General features: G+C 64.0%; 17 protein-coding genes. 5 read left to right on the top strand and 12 right to left on the bottom strand.

What is annotated here, in order from left to right; all coding sequences use genetic code 11:
• Window positions 1-33: 33 nt before the first annotated feature.
• The 3 genes from AWB78_RS26560 to AWB78_RS26550 all read right to left on the bottom strand — a co-directional run bounded on the left by AWB78_RS26560 (window position 34) and on the right by AWB78_RS26550 (window position 3,761).
• Complete coding sequence (locus AWB78_RS26560; RefSeq protein ID WP_062608942.1) at window positions 34-1,065, bottom strand: TRAP transporter substrate-binding protein; 1,032 nt, start codon at window positions 1,063-1,065, stop codon at window positions 34-36.
• 103 nt (window positions 1,066-1,168) lie between these two features.
• Window positions 1,169-2,281, bottom strand: coding sequence for a zinc-binding dehydrogenase (locus AWB78_RS26555; protein ID WP_062608941.1), 1,113 nt, complete (start codon window positions 2,279-2,281; stop codon window positions 1,169-1,171).
• Between the two features lie 34 nt (window positions 2,282-2,315).
• Window positions 2,316-3,761 carry an aldehyde dehydrogenase family protein gene (locus tag AWB78_RS26550; protein WP_062608940.1) on the bottom strand — a complete coding sequence of 482 codons (1,446 nt, stop codon included), beginning with the start codon at window positions 3,759-3,761 and terminating at the stop codon, window positions 2,316-2,318.
• Between the two features lie 177 nt (window positions 3,762-3,938).
• Between AWB78_RS26550 and AWB78_RS26545 the strand changes: the two genes are divergently transcribed.
• The 3 genes from AWB78_RS26545 (at window position 3,939) to AWB78_RS26535 (ending at window position 7,120) form a co-directional block, all read left to right on the top strand.
• On the top strand, window positions 3,939-4,877 hold the full coding sequence (locus AWB78_RS26545) for a LysR substrate-binding domain-containing protein (protein ID WP_062608939.1): 939 nt from the start codon (window positions 3,939-3,941) through the stop codon (window positions 4,875-4,877).
• Window positions 4,878-5,018: 141 nt separating this feature from the next.
• Window positions 5,019-6,176 (top strand): CaiB/BaiF CoA transferase family protein, encoded by a 1,158-nt coding sequence (locus tag AWB78_RS26540; protein WP_062608938.1) that lies wholly within the window; start codon window positions 5,019-5,021, stop codon window positions 6,174-6,176.
• Window positions 6,173-7,120: an HpcH/HpaI aldolase/citrate lyase family protein gene (locus AWB78_RS26535; RefSeq protein ID WP_062608937.1), complete on the top strand. Its 948-nt coding sequence runs from the start codon at window positions 6,173-6,175 to the stop codon at window positions 7,118-7,120. The genes AWB78_RS26540 and AWB78_RS26535 overlap by 4 nt, the downstream gene beginning before the upstream one ends.
• 58 nt (window positions 7,121-7,178) lie before the next feature.
• On the opposite strand, the gene AWB78_RS26530 is transcribed toward AWB78_RS26535, so the two are convergent.
• Window positions 7,179-7,946 (bottom strand): SDR family NAD(P)-dependent oxidoreductase, encoded by a 768-nt coding sequence (locus tag AWB78_RS26530; RefSeq protein ID WP_074173539.1) that lies wholly within the window; start codon window positions 7,944-7,946, stop codon window positions 7,179-7,181.
• A 131-nt stretch (window positions 7,947-8,077) separates the two neighbouring features.
• Window positions 8,078-8,788, bottom strand: a complete 711-nt coding sequence (locus tag AWB78_RS26525; RefSeq protein WP_062608936.1) for a glutathione S-transferase family protein — start codon at window positions 8,786-8,788, stop codon at window positions 8,078-8,080.
• Between the two features lie 125 nt (window positions 8,789-8,913).
• Between AWB78_RS26525 and nudC the strand changes: the two genes are divergently transcribed.
• Entirely contained in the window at window positions 8,914-9,834 is a 921-nt protein-coding gene (gene nudC / locus AWB78_RS26520) for an NAD(+) diphosphatase (RefSeq protein WP_062608935.1), read from the top strand.
• A 107-nt stretch (window positions 9,835-9,941) separates the two neighbouring features.
• Window positions 9,942-10,526 (top strand): histidine phosphatase family protein, encoded by a 585-nt coding sequence (locus AWB78_RS26515; protein ID WP_062608973.1) that lies wholly within the window; start codon window positions 9,942-9,944, stop codon window positions 10,524-10,526.
• A gap of 12 nt (window positions 10,527-10,538) precedes the next feature.
• Here the strand turns inward: AWB78_RS26515 and AWB78_RS26510 are convergent, their stop codons facing one another.
• From AWB78_RS26510 to AWB78_RS26480, 7 genes are all read right to left on the bottom strand, one after another.
• Entirely contained in the window at window positions 10,539-11,567 is a 1,029-nt protein-coding gene (locus AWB78_RS26510; protein WP_062608934.1) for a LacI family DNA-binding transcriptional regulator, read from the bottom strand.
• Window positions 11,568-12,465: 898 nt separating this feature from the next.
• Window positions 12,466-13,203, bottom strand: coding sequence for a ribonuclease activity regulator RraA (locus AWB78_RS26505; RefSeq protein WP_062608933.1), 738 nt, complete (start codon window positions 13,201-13,203; stop codon window positions 12,466-12,468).
• 13 nt (window positions 13,204-13,216) lie between these two features.
• Complete coding sequence (araD, locus tag AWB78_RS26500; RefSeq protein ID WP_062608932.1) at window positions 13,217-14,980, bottom strand: L-arabinonate dehydratase; 1,764 nt, start codon at window positions 14,978-14,980, stop codon at window positions 13,217-13,219.
• A gap of 66 nt (window positions 14,981-15,046) precedes the next feature.
• Window positions 15,047-15,712 carry a MarC family protein gene (locus AWB78_RS26495; RefSeq protein WP_062608972.1) on the bottom strand — a complete coding sequence of 222 codons (666 nt, stop codon included), beginning with the start codon at window positions 15,710-15,712 and terminating at the stop codon, window positions 15,047-15,049.
• A 131-nt stretch (window positions 15,713-15,843) separates the two neighbouring features.
• Window positions 15,844-16,185, bottom strand: coding sequence for a hypothetical protein (locus tag AWB78_RS26490; RefSeq protein ID WP_062608931.1), 342 nt, complete (start codon window positions 16,183-16,185; stop codon window positions 15,844-15,846).
• A 61-nt stretch (window positions 16,186-16,246) separates the two neighbouring features.
• Window positions 16,247-17,005 (bottom strand): flagellar brake protein, encoded by a 759-nt coding sequence (locus AWB78_RS26485; protein ID WP_062608930.1) that lies wholly within the window; start codon window positions 17,003-17,005, stop codon window positions 16,247-16,249.
• A 224-nt stretch (window positions 17,006-17,229) separates the two neighbouring features.
• Window positions 17,230-18,210 carry a hypothetical protein gene (locus tag AWB78_RS26480; RefSeq protein ID WP_062608971.1) on the bottom strand — a complete coding sequence of 327 codons (981 nt, stop codon included), beginning with the start codon at window positions 18,208-18,210 and terminating at the stop codon, window positions 17,230-17,232.
• Window positions 18,211-18,390: the final 180 nt, after the last annotated feature.

The following is an 18,390-nucleotide window of genomic DNA, read 5'->3' as shown; positions in this document are numbered from 1 at the left end:
GGCCTTGCGTGAATTCATCGGCCATATGCGTTCTCATGCGAGTTTCCCGGTGACTTTCTCGAGCAGCGCCCACTCCTCTTCGCCGAAGAACTTCTTTTGCTCGGCGTAGAAGCCCGATTTCTGCAAGACCTCGCGGAAGCTGTTCAGGTCGGGCGCATTGAATTGCAGGCCCTTGCTTTCCAGCGTCTTTTGCAGCGATGCATTCAGTTGCGCGACGTCCTTGCGCTGAAGCATGGCGTACGCATTCAAATGCTTCGAGGTGACGTCGCGAATGTTCGTCGGCAGCTTCTCCCACGCCGCACGGTTGCCGAGGAACCAGAAGCCGTCCCACATGTGACTCGTCATCGAGCAGTACTTCTGCACTTCATAGAGCTTGGCCGTGTCGACCACCGCGAGTGCGTTTTCCTGACCTTCGACCACCTTCGTCTGCAACGACGAATACACCTCGTTGAAACTGATGGATGTCGGCGCGGAGTTGAGCGAGCGGAACAGCGAGATCCACAGACGGCCCGGCGGCACGCGGATTTTCAGGCCTTGCAGATCGCCCGGCGTCTTGATCGCCTTCGAGCTCGTGGTGATCTGGCGGAAGCCGTTGTCCCACACCTTGTCCTGCACGACGAGACCGGCCTTCGTGATGAGGCCGCGCAGATGTGCGCCGAGCTCGCCGTCGAGCGCGGCAAACACCTGGTCGTAGTCCTTGAACGCGAAGCCCGTGCCCGTGATCGCGGTCTTCGGCACCAGCGACGACAACGCGTTCGCGCCCGACAGCGTGAAGAATTCGAGCGCGCCCGCGCGCAGCTGCGCGAACATGTCCGGATCGCCGCCGAGCTGGTTGTTCGCGAACACGCGAATCTCCATGCGGCCGTCGGTCTCCTTCTTGATGGCATCGGCGGCTTGCTGGATACGCACGTTCAGCGGATGCGATGCCGGCAGATCCGTGCCGACCTTGTAGCTGAATTCCGCCGCCTGCGCACGCCTGATCCACGGCGCGCCCATCATGCCCGAGGCGGCTACCGCTGCGGTTCCTGCGCTCGTGACGAGGAAGCTGCGACGATCGAGTTTCATGGGTTGTCTCCTGTTGTGTGATATTTGTATGGACGCCGGTTTCATCGTAGGAACCGGCGTATCTGCTGCGAGATTTACTGCGGCGCTGCTGCGTGCTATCGGATCAGTCCACCGTGATAACGGGCTTCACCTCCTCGAAATTCTTCATGCGCGTGAGCGCCGTGTTGACTTCATCGAGCTTGTAGCGGCCCGTGATCATTTCGTGGAACGGGAAGGCGTGCTGATGCTTTTCGAGGAACTGGAGCGCGAGCGAATAGCTGCGGGCATCGCCTGAAAATGAACCGATGACCTGCAGGTTCTTCTTCACGATCATCGAAGGCGCCATCGTCGTCGATGCTTCGCCGAGCTGGCCGACCACCAGGTAACGTCCGCCCTTGCGCGCGAGCGCGAGGCCTTCCGCGAACGCCGCGGGCACGCCGGTGAACTCCATGACGATGTCCGCGCCGCGTCCTTCGGTTTGGGCGAGCACGGCATCGAGCCGCTCTTGCGGCGTGGCGCCTTCGACGGGAATGCACACGTCCGCGCCGAAGCGCTCGGCCATCTTCAGACGCGCCGAAGGCGAGCCGATCACGATGATCTTCTTCGCGCCGCGCACGCGTGCGTTCGCTGTCGCGAGCAGGCCGAGCGGGCCGGCGCCTTGAATCAGCACGGTATCGGTCGGCTCGATTTCGCCGATCTGCGAGAACGCGTTCATCACCGAGCGCAGCGCGCAACTCGACAGACTCGCGAGTTCGTTCGGCACCGAATCCGGCACGCGAAGACGCCCCGCCTGCGGCAGCACATAGCCGTATTGCGAGAAACCGCCGAGCAGATACGGCGATTCCTCGATGTTCTCGTACATGTACGCGCGGCGATTCGTGCAGAGCGTCGGCTTGCGCGCGGTCGTGCAGAAGTAGCAGCCACCGCAGGACGTATGCGTATAGACGACGCGGTCGCCGACCTTCAGCGGCGTGCCGACGGAATCGGTCGTCACGCCCGCGCCCGCGCGCACCACGCGCCCGACCATCTCGTGACCGATGATCACCGGCAGATTCACCTTCAATGAGAGCGAGCCTTGCCACAGATGCACATCGGTGCCGCAGATCGAGCACATTTCGATCTTGACGAGCGCGGCGTTCGGCTCGGTATCGCGCGGCAGCGGCACTTCCTCGATCTTCAGCGGCGCTTTGAATTCGCGCAGCACGGCCGCGCGGGAAAATTCGGGAACAGCGGTCATGCGGTTGTGTCTCCTCGTTTGATTGACGTGCGCATCAGCCGTGCTTCAGCACGACGGTCTTCGCGACGGTGTATTCCTTGAGCGCTTCCAGGCCCTTCTCGCGGCCGTGACCGCTGCGCTTCACGCCGCCGAACGGCAATTCGATGCCGCCGCCCGCGCCATAGTTGTTGATGAACACCTGGCCCACGCGCAGCTTCTTCGCGACGCGCATCTGACGTGCGCCGTTCTCCGTCCACAGTCCCGCGACGAGTCCGTATGCGGTGCCGTTGGCGATCGCGATGGCTTCGGCTTCGTCCTCGAACGGAATCGCCGCGAGCACCGGGCCGAACACCTCGTCCTGCGCGAGCTCGTGCGTCGTCGGCACCGGGCCGAAGAGCGTCGGCGTGACGAAATAGCCGGTTTCCACGGCACTTTTATCGAGCGAACCTTGCGCGATCACGTCGATGCCGTCGGCGCGTGCGCGTTCGATGAAGCCCTTCACCTTGGTCTGCTGCGTGCCGTTGATGACCGGCCCGCACTGAAGATCCGCCGCCGGCGCGCCGACCCGCACGTCCGACATCTTCTCCTTGAGCATCGCGATGAAGCGGTCATACGCGGAGCGCTGGATCAGCACGCGGCTGCCTGCCGAGCACGTCTGCCCCGCGTTCTGCGTGATGACGCCGATGATGGTCTTCGCCGCGTTGTCGAAATCGGCATCGTCGAACACGATCTGCGGCGACTTGCCGCCGAGTTCGAGCACGCACGGCACGTGGTTCTTCGCGGCTGCCGTCTGAATCAGCGTGCCGACTTCGGGCGAGCCGGTGAACGAGAGGAAATCGATATCGGGATGCTGCGACAGCGCCGCGCCCGCTTCCTCGCCGAGACCGGTCACGAGGTTGATCACGCCCGCAGGCAAGCCCGCTTCGTGCGCCAGCGCGGTCAGCCGCGTGCAGCTCATGCTCGCGTCTTCGGCGGGCTTCAATACGACCGTGTTGCCCGTGGCGAGCGCCGGGCCGATGGTGCGGCCGAACATCGACGCGGGATAGTTCCACGGAATGATCAGCCCGCATACGCCGCGCGGCTCGCGCTGCACGGTGACCTGATAGCCGTCGAGGAACGGCAGCACGTCACCGAGAATCTTGTCGGCGGCGCCCGCGTAGAACTCGAAATAGCGTGCGGTCGCGCGGATATCCGTTCGTGCCTGCGTGATCGGCTTGCCGGTGTCGCGTGCTTCGAGCTGCGCCAGTTCTTCGAGATTGTCGAGAATCAACGCCGACAGCCTGCTCATGATGCGGCCGCGCTCGAAGCCGGCCATCGTGCTCCACGGACCGGCGAGCGCATCGCGCGCCGCCGCTACCGCGCGATCTACTTCCGGCTTGCCGCCGCGGGAAATCGACGTGAACACTTCGCCGTCGATCGGCGAGCGTACGTCGAGCGAGCCCTGCGATTGAGCGGCGCTCCACTCGCCGCCGATGAAAATGGTCCTGGCCTCCGTTGGCATTGCTATGTCTCCTGTTCGATGAACGGTTAGCGATCAAGTGCTATGTCGTTGCTTAGTGAAAAAAAGTATAGGGAGATCGCTTCGACCGCTACAAATACGAATTGGCAATAGAGGATATAATTCACGCCTATATCCAGTGGTCATCCATGCAAACCACGCATAACGGAGACAAGCACGATGGACATTCGCCAGATGCGCTATTTCGTGGCCTGCGTCGATGCCGGCAGCCTCTCGAAAGCGGCGCTCGCGCTGTCGATCTCGCAGCCGTCGCTGAGCCAGCAGATCGCCGAAATGGAGAGCGATCTGGGCGTCCCGCTTCTGATGCGCAGTTATTCCGGCGTCGCGCCCACCGAAGCCGGCGTGACGCTGTACCGTCACGCGCAGTCGATCATCAAGCAGATCGCGCAGATGCGCGGCGACGTGAAGCGCGGCGAGCATGCACTGTCCGGCCAGGTCGCGGTGGGACTGCCGACGAGCGTCGCATCGGTGCTCGCGGTGCCGCTTTTCGAGCGCATGCGCGCCACGTATCCCGGCATCCAGCTGCAGATTTTCGAAAGCATGAGCGGCTACCTGAACGAGCTGCTCGCCAATGGCCGGCTCGATATCGCCGTGCTCTTTCGCGAAACCGAAACGCGCGGCGTCTCCGTGATTCCGCTCTTCAACGAGCGTCTCGCCGTGCATGGCGCGGCGTGGGTCGGCAATCCGCGCGCGAAGACCGTGCCGCTCGAACTGCTGTCCGGCGTGCCCATCGTGCTGCCCGGCAAATCGCATGGCCTGCGCCTGCTCGTCGAGCGGGCATTCGATAGCGCGGGCCTCGATCTGAACGTCGTGGCCGATATCGATTCGCTGCCGACCATGCTCGAGATCGCGCGGCGCGGTGAAGCCGCGACCATCCTGTCGAGCTATCTCGGGCGCGACCGCGCCGCCAAGGGGCAAGGCACGCACAAGGATCTGCTCACGCGCTTTCTCGTCAAGCCGACGCTCGAACGCTCCGTCGCGCTGTGCCGCCTCAATGCGGTGCCGCAGACGGCCGCCTCGCGCGCGGTGCAGGACTGCATGCAGCAGATCGTCGCTGAACTGGCGCCCGGCATCGACGCCACCACGAACGAGAGATAGGTCCCGAACGCGGGCATATTGGATTCGCCTATACCCCGTAGTTCCAAACAGTATTTCCTCCTGATGCGTCACGCGCGCTACGATTTTTCGTACGGTGGCTGAAGCGCCGCCGACGTGACTCACACAATCAGGAGACAACGCATGTCGCTTCCGCTTTCGGGCATCACCGTGGTGTCGCTCGAACAGGCCATCGCCGCGCCGCTCGCGTCCCGCCATCTCGCGGACTGGGGCGCGCGCATCATCAAGATCGAACGGCCCGGCAACGGCGATTTCTGCCGCGACTACGACACCGTGATGAACGGCATGTCGAGCCAGTTCGTCTGGACCAATCGTTCGAAGGAAAGCGTCGCGCTCGACATCAAGAGCGATGAAGGCGCCGCTGCGCTCTTCGCGCTGCTCGAAACCGCCGACGTGTTCCTGCAAAACCTCGCGCCGGGCGCGGCCGCGAAGCTCGGTCTCGATGCCAAGTCGCTCGTCGCGCGCTTTCCGCGTCTGATCGCGTGCGATATTTCCGGCTACGGCAGCGGCGGCCCGTACAGCAGCAAGAAGGCCTACGACCTGCTCGTGCAATGCGAATCCGGCTTCCTCGCGATCAACGGCAGCGAAGCGGAGCCGGCCAAATGCGGCCTCGCGATCGCCGATATCGCCACCGGCATGTATGCGCTGAACGGCGTGCTGATGGCGCTTTATCATCGCGAACGCACGGGCAAGGGCACGGCGTTCGAAGTGTCGCTCTTCGATTCGATGACGGAGTGGATGAGCTATCCCGCGTACTACGTGACGGGCAGCGGCAAGCCGCTCAAGCGCAACGGCATGCGTCACGCGACCATCGCTCCATATGGCCCGTTCCGCACCGGCGACGGTCGCAGCATCTTCTTCGGCATTCAGAACGAACGCGAGTGGCTGTCGTTCTGCGATGTCGTGCTCGGCGATAAAAGCATCGCCGTCGATGCGCGCTTCAACAGCAATCCGCAGCGCCTCGCCAATCGCGATGCGCTCGAAGCGCTGATCGAAGCGCGTTTCTCCGCGTGGACCAGCGACGACGTGCTCGCGCGCCTCGACCGCGCCGCGATCGCCAACGCGCGCATGAATTCGGTGGAAGAATTCGTCGATCATCCGCAAGTCAATGCACGCAAGCGCACGCGTGAAGTCGGCTCGCCGACCGGACCGCTCACGATGTTCCTGCCCGCGATCACGATTCCCGGCGTCGAACCGGTGATGAAGCCGATTCCCGCAGTCGGCGAACACACGCAAAGCGTGCTCGATGAACTGCGCCTCGGCAAACGGAGCACCGCATGAGTGACGCAAATGAATATCGCCTGACGCGCACCGTGCTCGCGGTGCCCGCGAATCGCAGGCGTCATGTGGAATCGGCTGCGCGCTCATCGGCGGATGCGGTGTTTCTCGATCTCGAAGACGCCGTGCCCGAGTCGGAAAAAGCCGAAGCGCTGCAAGGCGCAACAAGCGCGCTGCGTGAACTCGACTGGGGCACGAAGACCATGCTAGTGCGCGTGAATGCATACGGCAGCCGTCATATCGAGGAAGAGATCCGCGCGCTCGCGCCCATCGCGCGGCTCGATTCCATCATCGTGCCGAAGGCCGAACGTCCCGCGCATATCGAAGCGATCACGCGCATGATCGACAGCGCCGAAGGCAATGCGCGCACGGCGCCGCTCGCCATCGACCTGCTGATCGAAACCGCGCTCGGCCTCGTGATGGTCGAAGCGCTCGCGCAAAGCAGCACGCGCATCGCGGCGCTGCATCTGGGCGTCGGCGATTTCGCGGGTTCCATCGGCGCGCGCAGTGCGGAGATCGGCGGCTCGCCGGCGGGTTATCGGCAGACGTCGCTCGTGGGTGAACGCCATGTCGAAACGCCGCTCGATCTCTTCGCTTATCCGATGATGCGTGTGCTCGTCGCCGCGCGCGCCTTCGGGCTGCGCGCGATCGACGGCCCATGCGGCGCGTATCGCGATGAAACGCTCACGCGCGCGTGGGCGGAGAAAGCGGCGGCGCTCGGTTTCGACGGCAAGCAAGTGATTCACCCCTCGCAGATTGAGGCGACGCGCGGCGCGTTCACGCCGTCGCCGGAAGAACTCGCGTTCGCGGCCCGCGTCGTCGACGCGATGCAGCAGGCGGAAGCCGACGGACGCGGCGCGGTGTCCGTCGACGGCAAGATGATCGACTATGCGAACCTGCGCATGGCGCAGCGCATTCTGATGCTCGGCGCGGCGGATCGGCGCTGAGTTTTTGTCGCCGTCCGGAGTGCTTCGCAGACTTCGGACGGCGTCCCTGCCCGGTTCGTCAAACCGCGCCCGCGCCCCAAGAGAGAAAGCCGCCGTCCACCGGCAGCACCACGCCGTTGGTGTACGCCGCTTCATCGGAGGCGAGATAGCAGATCGCCGCCGCGATCTCCGATGTCGTGCCGTAGCGCTTCATCGGGATCGCGCGCGAATATTCCTCGCGGAACTGGTCGCTGTGCAGGACCTTGGTCATCGGTGTATCGACGGGACCGGGCGCGACCGCGTTCGCCGTGATGCCGTAATCGCACAATTCGACGGCCATCTGGCGCGTCAGCGCGATCACCGCGCCCTTCGACGTGCCGTACGCGGTGCGGCCCTTGCCGACCGCGCGCATGCCCGCCACCGAAGCGATATTGACGATGCGTCCCCAGCGGCGTTCGACCATCAGACGCGCGGCGTGCTGCGCGCACAGCATGGTGCCGGTCACGTTGACCTGCATCGTGTTGAGAAAGGCGTCGAGCGGATAGTCGATGAACGACACCAGCTTCGCGATGCCCGCGCCGTTCACGAGCACGTCGCAGCGCCCGTGCGTCTTCGCGATGTGCTCGAACGCCGTGGCGATCGACTCGGGCTTGCCGACATTCATCTGCACCGCCGAAATCGACAGCTCCCGCGCATTGAGACGCGCGGCGGTTTCCTCGGCGTTTTCCTTGTCGAGGTCGGCCAGCACCACGTGATAGCCGCGCTTGCCGAGCTGTTCCGCCGTTTCAGCGCCGATGCCCATTGCGCCGCCCGTCACGACCGCGACGCGTCCGTTCGTCTTCTCCACGTTGTCTCCAGTTTGTAGTTCGCGTGTATGTGCGACCCATTATCGGAGACGTGTCAGAGCGGCTCAATGGATATTAATGCAGCGTATTGTGAGGAAAGGTCACTCAACCGGCGCTCGAGCCTATGTGAGATTCAATGGTCCGGCGCCGCGCTCTGTCCCATGCGCTCACGCATCGCGCCGCAATGCGCAACGAGATTCCCGCGCGTGCCGACGAATTCCTTGAGCGGCGTATCGATGTCATAGAACCAGATGTTCGCGACGAAGCCATACAACGCGGCGTCGATGCTCACGGGCGCATCGCCGAACATGAACGGGCCGTCGCCCAGTTGGTTTGAGATCGCCTGAAGACTCGCGATGCCGCGCGCATAGGCGGCATCCGGTTCGTATCGCCCGATGCCCTGATAGCGATAGCGCTCGAAGTTGTACTTGCGCGCGCCTTCGAGTACTTCACCGCCGACATCCGGAAGCTGCGCGAGCAGCGCATCGCGAAAGCGCGGCCAGTAGCGGTCGTCGCGCCAGCGCGAGTAGGACATTACCCAGTAGAGATCGTCGAGCGTGCGGCGGATCAGCAGATCGAGATCGCGCTGCGGGGCGCTCAGCGCGTCGTCGAGCGTGAGCGCGTATTTGCGCGTCAGATGCGCGATGATCGCATCGCTGTCGCCGACGGTTTCATCGTCGTCGACGAGATACGGAAGCTGGCCGCGCGGCGCCGCGCTCGTGTCGAGCACATGACGATGCTCGAACGGCAGGCCCGTCAGCTTCAGGAACGCGAACACCTTCAACCCGAACGGATTGTTGTCTTCGAGGCCGAACAACTGAGGATAGGAGTAGAGCGTAATCATCGGCACGTCTCCGCGCGTACGGCGTTGATCGATCGAACCGGCGAAGCGTCGCCCTGCAAGGACGCGCCAACTTCGCTACGATTCCCGGTTGGCCTTGCATCTTCCCGTCACACACGAAAAATACTATGCCCACGCCGCCTCATGCCATCGGTTTTACGCTCGATCCGCTCGATCGCGTGTCGGAGAAGCGCGACGACGAAGCGTTCGTCGCCGGTCTGCGCGACGATCCGTCCACGCGCTTTCTGCTCTTCGTGAACAACGTGCCGCTATTCAAGCGCGCCGATGGCGGCCACGATCCGCTTTTCGGCGTGCAGGAAATCGCCCCGCTCGGCGCGCCCGCGCAAACCGTGTTTCTCGGCCGCGACGCCGATCAGCGCGCGCTTTTCGCCCATTCATTCGACGCCGAACCGCCCGCGCTGCCCGATGTCGAAGCGGTCGAGCTTCGTCCCATCGCGATGCAAGGCCTCGTTGCGCCGCCAATGGTCAGCGCGCTCGGCGAAGCGCGCTCGATGCTCGACTGGCATCGGCGGCATCGCTTCTGCGCGAACTGCGGCCAGCCGACCGATTCCGCCGGCGCGGGCTGGCGGCGCATCTGCCCGAGTTGCAAGGCGCAGCATTTTCCGCGCGTCGATCCCGTGGTCATCATGCTCGTCACCGATGGCGAGCGTTGCCTCCTCGGCCGTCAGCCGCAATTTCTGCCGGGCATGTATTCGGCGCTCGCGGGCTTCGTCGAGCCGGGCGAGACTTTCGAGCACGCGGTGTATCGCGAGGTGCTGGAAGAAGCGGGCATTCGCTGCACGGACGTGCACTATTACGCGTCGCAGCCGTGGCCGTTTCCGTCGTCGCTGATGATCGGCTGCTTTGCGCGGGCGGCGAGCGTCGAGATCGTCATCGACAAAAACGAGCTGGAAGATGCGCGCTGGTTCACACGCAAGGACGTCGCCGCGATGCTCGATGGCACGCACGAACAAGGGCTATCGGCGCCGAAGCCGTTTGCGATCGCGCATCATCTGCTGAAGGCGTTCGCGGCGGGCGAGCTCGACTGAGCGCAGCTTCGCGGCGCGCGCGCGGCAAACGGTGCAGAATCGCAAGCTGTGCCGTGGCCGGGTCGTGGCGGCACGCGAGCGAATTCTTCAGACACCGGGTGAACGACATGAACTCGAAAGTTGGCGTCCATATCTGGCTGATCCGGCATGGCGAAACCGAATGGAGCAAGTCGGGCCAGCACACCGGCACGACGGACGTGCCGCTCACCGATGCCGGCCGCGAACAGGCGGCCGCGCTCGCGCCGATCCTTTCATCGCAATCGTTCGATCTCGTCCTGACGAGCCCGATGGGCCGCGCGATCGAGACCTGCCGCCTCGCCGGTCTGGGCGATCGCGCGCAGGTCGAGCCGGAGTTGCACGAGTGGAACTACGGCGTCTATGAAGGGCTGAAAACGCCGGATATCCGCAAGGAGATTCCGGACTGGTCCGTGTGGACATCGCCGATTCCGGAGGGCGAGAATCTTGCCGATGTCGGCAGGCGCGCGCAGGCGCTCATCGACAAGCTGATCGCGACGAACGGGGCGAACATCGCGCTTTTTTCGCACGCGCATTTTTCGCGCGTATTCGGCGCGCAATGGGCGACGGGCTCGCCGTCGCTCGGCGCGCATCTCGCGATGGACACCGCCGCGATGAGCGTGCTCGGCTTCGAACGCGACGTGCGCGCGATCATCAAGTGGAATCTTCTGCCCTGACCGGGCGCGTCGTCACAGCGTTTCGCGCTCGACCAGCTCGAAGCCCACGTCGACGCGCGTTCGTTCCGTCGCGCCGTTCAGCCGGTCGATCAGACAGCGCGCCGCCGTCGCGCCGATGCGCCTGCCGTCCACGCGCACGGTCGTGAGCGCGGGCAAGGTGTCGGCGCCGAATTCGAGGTCGCCGAAGCCGCACACGGCGATGCGCCCTGGGATGTCGATCGCGAGCCGCCGCGCTTCGGAGACTACGCCGAGCGCGAGCAGATCGGAGCTGCAGAAGATCGCATCGACGCCCGCGCGGGTTTCGAGCACGCGTCGCAGGCCTTCCTTGCCGAGCGCGACGGAACTGGGCGCGGGCATCAGCGTCTCGGCGACATCGTCGATGCCGTGTTTCGCGAGTGTTTCGACGAAACCGCGCCGCCGCGCGAGCGCGCGTTGATCGTTCGCGGATACGAGCGCGGGACGGCGGGTGCCGCGCGCGACGAAGCGCTCCGCGACCGCCACGCCGATCTGGTGATGCGAGAAGCCGACGAGCATATCGATGGGATCGTCGCTCATGTCCCACGTTTCGACGATCGGGATGCCGATCTTGCGCAGGCGTTCCCTGAGCGTCGGCGTGTGCGCGACGCCTGTCAGGAATACGCCTTCGGGGCGGCGGCTCAGGATGGCGTCGAGGAGCTGGTCTTCGTCTTCGTCGCTGTAGCCGGACAGGCCGAGCAGCACCTGATAGCCGGCGCGGGACATCGTATCGCTGAAGGCTTGCACGGTTGCGGAGAAGAGCGAATGCGCCAGGGTCGGGACGATCGCCGCGATCAAACGCGATTTCGCCGATGACAGGCCGCCGGCCAGGCGGTTCGGCACATAGCCGAGGTCGGCGACTGCGCGTCGCACGCGGTTCAGGGTTTCTGGTGCCACCGTGTGGGGGGCGTTGAAGACGCGGGACACTGTGATGGGGGAGACGCCGGCGGTCGTCGCTACGTCGGTTATGCGGACGGTTTTTTGCCCCGTCCGGGGGCGGCGGGTTTTTGGCTTGTTGGGCTGCATTTTTTCGTTTCGCCGGATCCCGGGTTCGTGGCGGTCTATTTGCGTTGCCCCTGTGCGGGGCGGCAGTTACCTTCTTTGCTGCTGCTAACTTTGCGTTCGGCTTTTATGGACTTCTCGTATTCGTGTCGGTCTATTGGCTCTGCCCCTGTGCGGGGCGGCAGTCACCGGGTTTATGCTCGGGTGCGTGCGTGAAATCCTGTTTTCGCGTCGGTCTATTAGCGTTGCCCCTGTGCGGGGCGGCAGTCACTTTCTTTGCTGCTGCAAAGAAAGTAACCAAAGAAACAGCTATCCCCATCCAAAGTACTTCACACCGGCCCCGGCACAGAAGCACTCTCGTGGTCCGGCAGTAGCGAGTGCCCTCATAGGCCTTACCGGGCTTGGATCGCGCACGGTCTGTCACATCGCGCCGCATAACAAACTGGTTCAGCACCAAATAGCTCCGGCCCGCTTCGCGGCCGATCGGTCCATCGGGGATGCGTGTGCTTCTTTGCTTACGCTTCCATCTCACTGCATTTGTGATTCGTTGGGGTCCCTTGCAGACCCAACGGCAGCGCGTAGCGCTGTGCCGGAGCTATTTGGTGCTGAACCAGCGCCCTTAATGTTCTAGCTAGTCAGACCGTGCGCGGTCCAAGCCCGGTTAGGCCTATGAGGGCACTCGCTACTGCTGGACCACGTGCAATCTTCTGTGCCGCGGCCGGCCTGAAGTGCTTAGGCTGGGGATAGCTGTTTCTTTGGTTACTTTCTTTGCAGCAGCAAAGAAAGTGACTGCCGCCCCGCACAGGGGCAACGCTAATAGACCGACGCGAAAACAGGATTTCATAGAAAGAAGCGCACGCAGGACACCCGACGGACGCGACGCGACGCGACGCGAAAACGGGATCCGGCGAAAAAAACACACTCACCCGCCGCGCTGCTCGCGCCACTCTCTGTAAGCAGAAAGCGTCCCCTCATCCGGCGGATAGGTACCACGCAGCACAGCGCCCCCTTCGACGCGCGAAGACAAAAACTCCTCCAAGATCTCCTGCTCGCTAGCATCACGGGCGACATCCTCCGCCATATAGCGCGGCACGATGACGACGCCATCGACATCCCCGACGACGATATCCCCCGGATACACCGCGACACCGCCGCACGCGATCGGCACGTTCATATCCACAGCGTGATGCTTCGCGAGATTGAGCGGCGCCCTCGCGCCCGCACAGAACAGCGGCAATCCGATATCGCCGATCGTGCCGCTGTCACGCACACAGCCATCCGACACCATGCCCGCGACACCGCGAACCTTGAGCCGCATCGTGAGAATCGATCCCGTCGACGCCACGCCGCGCTCGCCGCGGCAATCCTGCACGAGCACACTCCCTGCCGGTGCGGTCTCCACCGCCTTGCGCTGCGGATGTTCCGGGTCCTGAAACACGCCGACATGATCGATATCCTCACGCGCCGGAATGTTGCGCAGCGTGAACGCCGGCCCGACCATGTTCGGCGCGCCCTTCGCGGGCTTCACGAGCGGCGCGACGCCCTGCAGGAACACGTTGCGCAGACCGCGCTTGAAAAGCTGCGTCGTGAGCGTCGCCGTGCTGACGTGACGCAATAGTTCGATGGTTTCATCGGAAATGGCGATGTCTTGTGTCGTCATGATGTTGCGCTTCTCAGTGAATGTCCGGCTCGCCGCCGGTCGCGGTTTTCTCTTCGAGGAAATCGAAATCGCAGCCCTTGTCCGCCTGCGTCACATGCAGTTGATGCATCACGCCGAAGCCGCGTTCGAACGGACGCTTCGGCGGCGTCCACGCGGCGCGGCGCGCGGCGAGCTCGTCATCGCCGACATCGAGATGCAGACGCCGCGCGGGCACGTCCAGTTCGACGATATCGCCATCCCTCACCAGCGAGAGCGGCCCGCCGACGAACGATTCCGGCGCCACATGCAGCACGCACGCGCCGTAGCTCGTGCCGCTCATGCGCGCATCGGAGATGCGGACCATATCGCGCACGCCCTGCTTCAAAAGCTTCTGCGGAATCGGCAACTGGCCCCACTCCGGCATCCCCGGCGCACCGACCGGCCCCGCGTGCTGAAGCACGATCACCGAATCGGCAGAGACGTCGAGGGCTTCATCGTCGATGCGCGCAGCCATATCGGCGTAGTCCCTGAACACGACCGCCCGCCCGCGATGCTTCAGCAAATGCGCTTCCATCGCCGCCGGTTTGATCACGGCGCCGTCCGGCGCGAGATTGCCCGTCAGCACGGCAAGGCCATCGTTCGGAACCAGCGGATTGTCGCGACGGCGAATCACGTCGTCGTTGAAAATCTCGGCGCCCTCGATGTTCTCGCCGAGCGTCGCGCCATTGACAGTTAGTTGCGAGCGATCGATCAAGTCGCCGAGCTCGGCGAGCAGCGCGCGCAGGCCGCCCGCATAGAAGAAGTCCTCCATCAGATACTTGCCGGCCGGCCGGATGTTGCCGATCACCGGCGTCACGCGCGCAAGTTCGTCGAAGCGCGCGGTCGTCAGCGGCACGCCCGCGCGACGCGCGACCGCCACCAGATGCACGATCGCGTTGGTCGAACCGGACATCGCGAGCACGGTCGTCACGGCGTTGTCGAAAGACGTCGGCGTCAGAATGTCCGACGGCTTCAGGTCCGTCCATACCATCTCGACAATGCGCTGCCCCGTCAGCGACGCGTACTGCGCATGCCGCGAATCCACCGCCGGTATCGACGCGAAGCCCGGCAGCGTCATGCCGAGCGCTTCGGCGGCGCTCGTCATCGTCGATGCCGTGCCCATCGTCATGCAATGTCCCGGCGAGCGCGCGATGCCGCTTTCCACGCCCTTCCATTCATCCTCGGTGATCCTGCCGGCGCGCAACTCCGCCCAGTATTTCCACGTGTCCGAGCCGCTGCCGAGCGTGCGGCCGTTCCAGTCGCCGCGCAGCATCGGGCCGGCCGGAAGGTAGATCGCGGGCACGTCCATGCTGATCGCGCCCATCAGCAGGCCGGGCGTGGTCTTGTCGCAGCCGCCCATCAGCACGCAGCCGTCGAACGGATACGAGCGCAGCACTTCCTCGACTTCCATCGCGAGGAAATTGCGGTAGAGCATGGTCGTCGGCTTCTGGAACGGCTCGGCGAGCGTCATCACCGGCATCTCGACGGGAAAGCCGCCCGCCTGCCAGATGCCGCGCTTCACTTCCTCGACGCGCTGCTTGAAATGCGTGTGGCACGGGTTGATCTCGCTCCACGTGTTGAGCACCGCGATGACCGGCTTGCCGCGGTAATCGGACGAGTGATAGCCCATCTGCGCCGTGCGCGAGCGGTGGCCGAACGAGCGCAGATCGTTCACGCCGTACCAGCGGTGACTGCGCAGTTCTTCCGGCTTCTTGCGATTCGAAGTCAAGCAGCGTCTCCTTGATGGTAGCGTTACCATTCGAAGCGAAAAATGGTAGCGCTGCCATCGGGCAGCGTCGCTTGGGGTTTTTCCGGGGAAACGCGCCTATTTGATGTCGAGATGAACCGACGCGATCAGCTCGGAAAGCCCGAGCCACAGGATCTCCACGCCGATGCAGAAGATGACGAACGCGAAGAGACGCATCGCGACCTGCGTGCCGGTGGTGCCGAGCAGCCGTTCGAGATGGCCGGCGAAGCGCACGCACAGATAGATGCTCGCGCACACGAGCACGAGCCCGATGCCCACGCCCGCGAGATGCACCGGCTGAAGTCCGTGACGCGGCGAGCCGGTGCCGAGCGCGATGGCGACCGCGATCGCTCCCGGCCCGACGGTGATCGGCAGCGTCAGAGGATAAAACGCCTTCGCCCGCAGCGATGCGCCGCTGCGCGGCCTGGGCGCGGATTCGGGGGCGTCGTCGTCATCGGGCGCCTGGAGCAGCGTCCAGCCCGCCATCGCGACGACGAGGCCGCCCGCCACGCGCAGCACCGGAATCGAGATGCCGAAGAACGACAGCACGTACGCGCCGATCGACAGCGACGCCAGCAGGATCGCGAAACTGTTGATGCAGATACGCCGCGCGAGCTCGTTGCGCTCGGCATCGCTCATGTGCGGCAGCACGCTCAGCACGACGAGCGCCACCGCGGGCGGATTGATGATCGGGAACAATGCGGCGACGATCACGAGAACCGTCTTGGCGAATTCGTTGAGCATGCGCGTCGTTGTCCGTTCGTCGTTGGCCGCGTTGCACGCTTGAGCAAGCCCGGACATTGTGCACGCGAAGCCGGACGGCGTGCGCGGGAATCGACGCGCGGTGCGTGTCGGCCCGTATCAGCCGCGACGAATCAGGCGAAGGGCGCCGTGAGAATCAACGCGCATTCCGTGAGAAAGGAGCCGAGCCCGACGCCGATCAGCACGCGCGCGAGGACCGTCCATACGCGGTGTTTCACATTGCCTGAGCAGCGCCAGGCGAGCATGCACCAGAGGAGATACAGCGCCGAGCAGGCGGCGAACAGGCCCAGCATGCCCGGCCAGAACCAGACGGTCATCAGCAGGAATGTTTCGGGCGCGATGCCGCTCGCCCAGAGGTCGAGGTAGACGAACCACCATGCGAGGTGAATCGGCACGCCCAACAGCCACCAGACTTTCCAGAAGCGTTCTTCTCCGCGCCAGGCCTTGCGCAACATGCGTCGTCATCAGAGGAAAGAGGCACGCATTCTACTCCACGCGTGCCCGCTTCCATGCTGCTTACGCGGACAGGCTGCGGCGCTTCGCTTCCATGCGCGTGATGAGCCGCTGCAGCACGGTCTCCGCCGCGCCCGAAAGCCGCACGAAGCGAAAGCCGACGACATGGCGCACGTCGCCGCGCGGCGTCGTCACGGTGCGCGGCGACACGAGTTCGAGATCGACGGGCAAGGCCGCGCCCGGACCGAGATGCAGCACGACATCGCTGAACACGGTGCCGATCTCCGTTTCCGCGAGACGCGGCAACTCCGTGCGCAGCGCGATGCCGCCGAGCGACAGGTCGTGCACTTCGCAGCGGAACGACTCGCCGTCGGCGAATGCGCCTTTCGCGTAGAACGGATCGAGAATCGGCGCGGGCACACGAAAATATTCGCGGCGCTGGAACTGATACAGCTTCTCGGGAAACGGCACTTCGAACGCGGGCCGCCCTTCGTGCGTCACGGCGTGCGCGGAGGCCGTCGTGAATTCGACGCGCACGCCGTCCGGCGCGCCCTTGAAATACAACTGCCGCGCGTCGAGCAGCGCGCGATTGTCCGATGCGTCGCCGCCCCAGTCGAACACGATGCGCGCCTCGCGCACATCGACTTCGAGCAATTGCGTGACGATCTGCCCTTGCGCGCTCGTCACGGTGAGCATGTCGCGGCGCTGCACGAGATTGCGCAGACAGATGGAAATTTCAGACGGCGTGTGACGCGCAAAGCGCTCGTGGTCTTCGGCGAATTTTTCGATATCGTGCGCGTGCGGCAACGGTTCGGCGAGCATGATGGTCCAATCTATTTATCAGTTTGGGACAGCGAACGGCGACTACGTATGACGCATATGTTGCACGAAAAAAATGGCGTTCAGTACGCCGGTATCGACTAGATTTTCATGGCAATTCAGCGTTTTGCAGAGCAGCAAAGCGATTTTCCTTACATTTTACTTTCTTAAAAATGAAGAAGGCCGGGTGCCATGACCCGGCCTTGCTGCGCTTTACACCGGTCGCGTCACGCAAGCGCGTCGAACTCGCTTGCGAGCGCGCGGCGTCTCATCGGCGCGAGCGCGGCGCCGAGCCGTTCGCCCTGGCGCTCGTCGATCACGCTCATCAGGATTTCGCCGAAGCGCGGCTCGTCGACGCCCGAGATGATGTACTGCCAGCGATATGCATCGACAAGCAACGCATGCACGCGCGCCTCTTCTTCGTCGGACAGCGCGCGGTCGAGCAGCGTAATGAAGTAATGCGCGTCGGCGGCGGCTTGCGCCTGCATCATGCCGTCGATGGCCGCGACCAGATCGATCAGATCGCCGACCGCGACGTCGCGCGCAGCGTCGTCGATGCGTGCGTCCTCGCGCAGCCACTCCAGTTCGTCGATGATCGCGTGCTGCGACTCTTCCTTCCAGTGGAAGAGGAAAATGTCCTTGAAGAGCGGCGACAGGCTGCTGTCGCTTTCCATGCTCTGCCGGTAATGCACCTGCGTGACGATTTCGATGCAACAGGTCAGCGCGAGAATCGACCAGGTGGATTTGCCGAGCACGAACGCGGCGACTTCGTCGGCTTGCGGGACGAACCGATAGCCTGCCGGAAGCGCTTCGGCCGCGAGCTTCTCGACGCGGCGGAACAACTCCTGATGCTTCAGTTCCTCGTCGGTGAAACGAACGATCGCTTCCAGCGCGCTCTGATCGCCGAGCGCGTGATCGCGGCCGACTTCGAGCATCTTCGCGCCGATGAATCGCTCGATCATGCCGAACATGTTCGCGTAGGTGCGGCCCTGAACCTGCGACATCAGGCGGCGTTCGCGCGCGTCCAGAAACGGCAGGCGGTTCACTTCGGACAGCCCGTCGGGCATGAACTTGTGCGCGGGATCGAAGTGACGGCCGCGCAATACGTCGCGATCGATATCCCAGCGGATGCGGCGGGACACTTCGATGCACTTCGCGTAGCGTTGTTGCTGGCTCGATTGGGTGGACTCGTGCTGAACGGCTTTCATGTGCGAACTCCGGGATGACTCTGCGTCGATGACTGCGATGAATGTGCGCCTGAGAAGCAGCGCTTCGTCGAACAGGTCGGCGTAAAGGTCATACATCGAGGTCATGCATCGCGTCACCGTTCTGCGATGCATTCTCGGGACAAGCACGCCCGTTCGCATGAGGCGCATGTCCCGGTTGCG

The organism is Caballeronia calidae (assembly GCF_900044055.2).
GTDB classification, from domain to species: Bacteria; Pseudomonadota; Gammaproteobacteria; order Burkholderiales; family Burkholderiaceae; genus Caballeronia; species Caballeronia calidae.
Note: the sequence above shows the minus strand (reverse complement) of the source record. Positions and strands in the feature narration are given on the sequence as shown.

Excerpts from the sequence above, each read along its gene's own strand:
- AWB78_RS26545 (WP_062608939.1), top strand. The coding sequence starts at position 3,939 with ATGGACATTCGCCAGATGCGCTATTTCGTGGCCTGCGTCGATGCCGGC.
- AWB78_RS26535 (WP_062608937.1), top strand. The coding sequence starts at position 6,173 with ATGAGTGACGCAAATGAATATCGCCTGACGCGCACCGTGCTCGCGGTG.
- AWB78_RS26540 (WP_062608938.1), top strand. The coding sequence starts at position 5,019 with ATGTCGCTTCCGCTTTCGGGCATCACCGTGGTGTCGCTCGAACAGGCC.
- AWB78_RS26485 (WP_062608930.1), bottom strand. The coding sequence starts at position 17,005 with ATGCTCGCCGAACCGTTGCCGCACGCGCACGATATCGAAAAATTCGCC.
- AWB78_RS26490 (WP_062608931.1), bottom strand. The coding sequence starts at position 16,185 with ATGTTGCGCAAGGCCTGGCGCGGAGAAGAACGCTTCTGGAAAGTCTGG.
- AWB78_RS26480 (WP_062608971.1), bottom strand. The coding sequence starts at position 18,210 with ATGAAAGCCGTTCAGCACGAGTCCACCCAATCGAGCCAGCAACAACGC.
- AWB78_RS26495 (WP_062608972.1), bottom strand. The coding sequence starts at position 15,712 with ATGCTCAACGAATTCGCCAAGACGGTTCTCGTGATCGTCGCCGCATTG.
- nudC (WP_062608935.1), top strand. The coding sequence starts at position 8,914 with ATGCCCACGCCGCCTCATGCCATCGGTTTTACGCTCGATCCGCTCGAT.
- araD (WP_062608932.1), bottom strand. The coding sequence starts at position 14,980 with ATGGTAACGCTACCATCAAGGAGACGCTGCTTGACTTCGAATCGCAAG.
- AWB78_RS26560 (WP_062608942.1), bottom strand. The coding sequence starts at position 1,065 with ATGAAACTCGATCGTCGCAGCTTCCTCGTCACGAGCGCAGGAACCGCA.
- AWB78_RS26525 (WP_062608936.1), bottom strand. The coding sequence starts at position 8,788 with ATGATTACGCTCTACTCCTATCCTCAGTTGTTCGGCCTCGAAGACAAC.
- AWB78_RS26555 (WP_062608941.1), bottom strand. The coding sequence starts at position 2,281 with ATGACCGCTGTTCCCGAATTTTCCCGCGCGGCCGTGCTGCGCGAATTC.
- AWB78_RS26550 (WP_062608940.1), bottom strand. The coding sequence starts at position 3,761 with ATGCCAACGGAGGCCAGGACCATTTTCATCGGCGGCGAGTGGAGCGCC.
- AWB78_RS26510 (WP_062608934.1), bottom strand. The coding sequence starts at position 11,567 with ATGCAGCCCAACAAGCCAAAAACCCGCCGCCCCCGGACGGGGCAAAAA.
- AWB78_RS26515 (WP_062608973.1), top strand. The coding sequence starts at position 9,942 with ATGAACTCGAAAGTTGGCGTCCATATCTGGCTGATCCGGCATGGCGAA.
- AWB78_RS26505 (WP_062608933.1), bottom strand. The coding sequence starts at position 13,203 with ATGACGACACAAGACATCGCCATTTCCGATGAAACCATCGAACTATTG.